Origin of the sequence: Herbaspirillum sp. B65, assembly GCF_000333555.1 — a bacterium.
Classification (GTDB): Bacteria; Pseudomonadota; Gammaproteobacteria; order Burkholderiales; family Burkholderiaceae_D; genus Herbaspirillum; species Herbaspirillum rubrisubalbicans.
Genome location: NZ_BADI01000439.1, coordinates 1 through 966, shown reverse-complemented (window position 1 = coordinate 966; position 966 = coordinate 1). Strand labels below are relative to the sequence as shown.

The 966-nt window shown below is 62.0% G+C and carries 1 protein-coding gene; it reads right to left on the bottom strand.

What is annotated here, in order from left to right; genetic code table 11:
* Positions 1-966, bottom strand: a 966-nt coding sequence (dnaE, locus tag I5W_RS10535) for a DNA polymerase III subunit alpha (RefSeq protein WP_044529183.1), incomplete at both ends; no start/stop codon positions are given.

The following is a 966-nucleotide window of genomic DNA, read 5'->3' as shown; positions in this document are numbered from 1 at the left end:
TGCCCATGGCCCGACGCAGCAAGTCGGCGCCGCCCAGCGAATAGCCGCCGATGACCTGCGCCATCTGCATCACCTGCTCCTGATAGACCATGATGCCGTAGGTCTCGGAGAGGATGCCCTCGGTGCGTGGGTCAGGATAGTCGAAGGCTTCGCCGTGCTTGCGCTTGCAGAAGTCGGGGATCAGGTCCATCGGACCGGGACGATACAGCGCCACCAGCGCGATGATGTCTTCGAAACGGTCGGGCCGGGCATCCTTCAACATGCCTTGCATACCGCGGCTTTCCAGCTGGAATACGGCGACCGTCTTGGCCTTGGTCAGCAGTTCATAGGAAGGCCGGTCATCCAGCGGCAGCTTGGCCAGGTCGAAGTCGGCCATGGCCGGGTCGAGCATACGGATGTAGCGCACCGCACGGTCGAGGATGGTCAGCGTGGTCAAGCCCAAGAAGTCGAACTTCACCAAACCGACCGCTTCCACGTCATCCTTGTCGTATTGCGAAACTACGCCGGAGTCGCCGCCCTGGGTGTAGAGCGGGCAGAAATCGGTCAGCTTGCCGGGCGCGATCAGCACGCCACCGGCGTGCATCCCGATGTTGCGGGCGATGCCTTCGACCTGCTGGGCCAGGCCCATCAGTTGTTTGACCTCTTCTTCGTTTTCCAGGCGCTCCTTCAACAGCGGCTCTTCCTCGATGGCGTCGGCCAGCGTGACCAGCTTGCCGGGTTTGAAGGGAATCAGCTTGGAGATGCCGTCGCAGAAGTTATAGCCCAGGTCCAGCACGCGGCCCACGTCGCGCACCGCGCCCTTGGCCGCCATGGTACCGAAGGTGGCGATCTGCGAGACCGCATCCTTGCCGTAACGATCCTTCACATACTGGATCACGCGGTCGCGGCCTTCCTGGCAGAAGTCGATGTCGAAGTCGGGCATCGAGACGCGTTCCGGGTTCAGGAAACGTTCGAACAAGCAGTTGT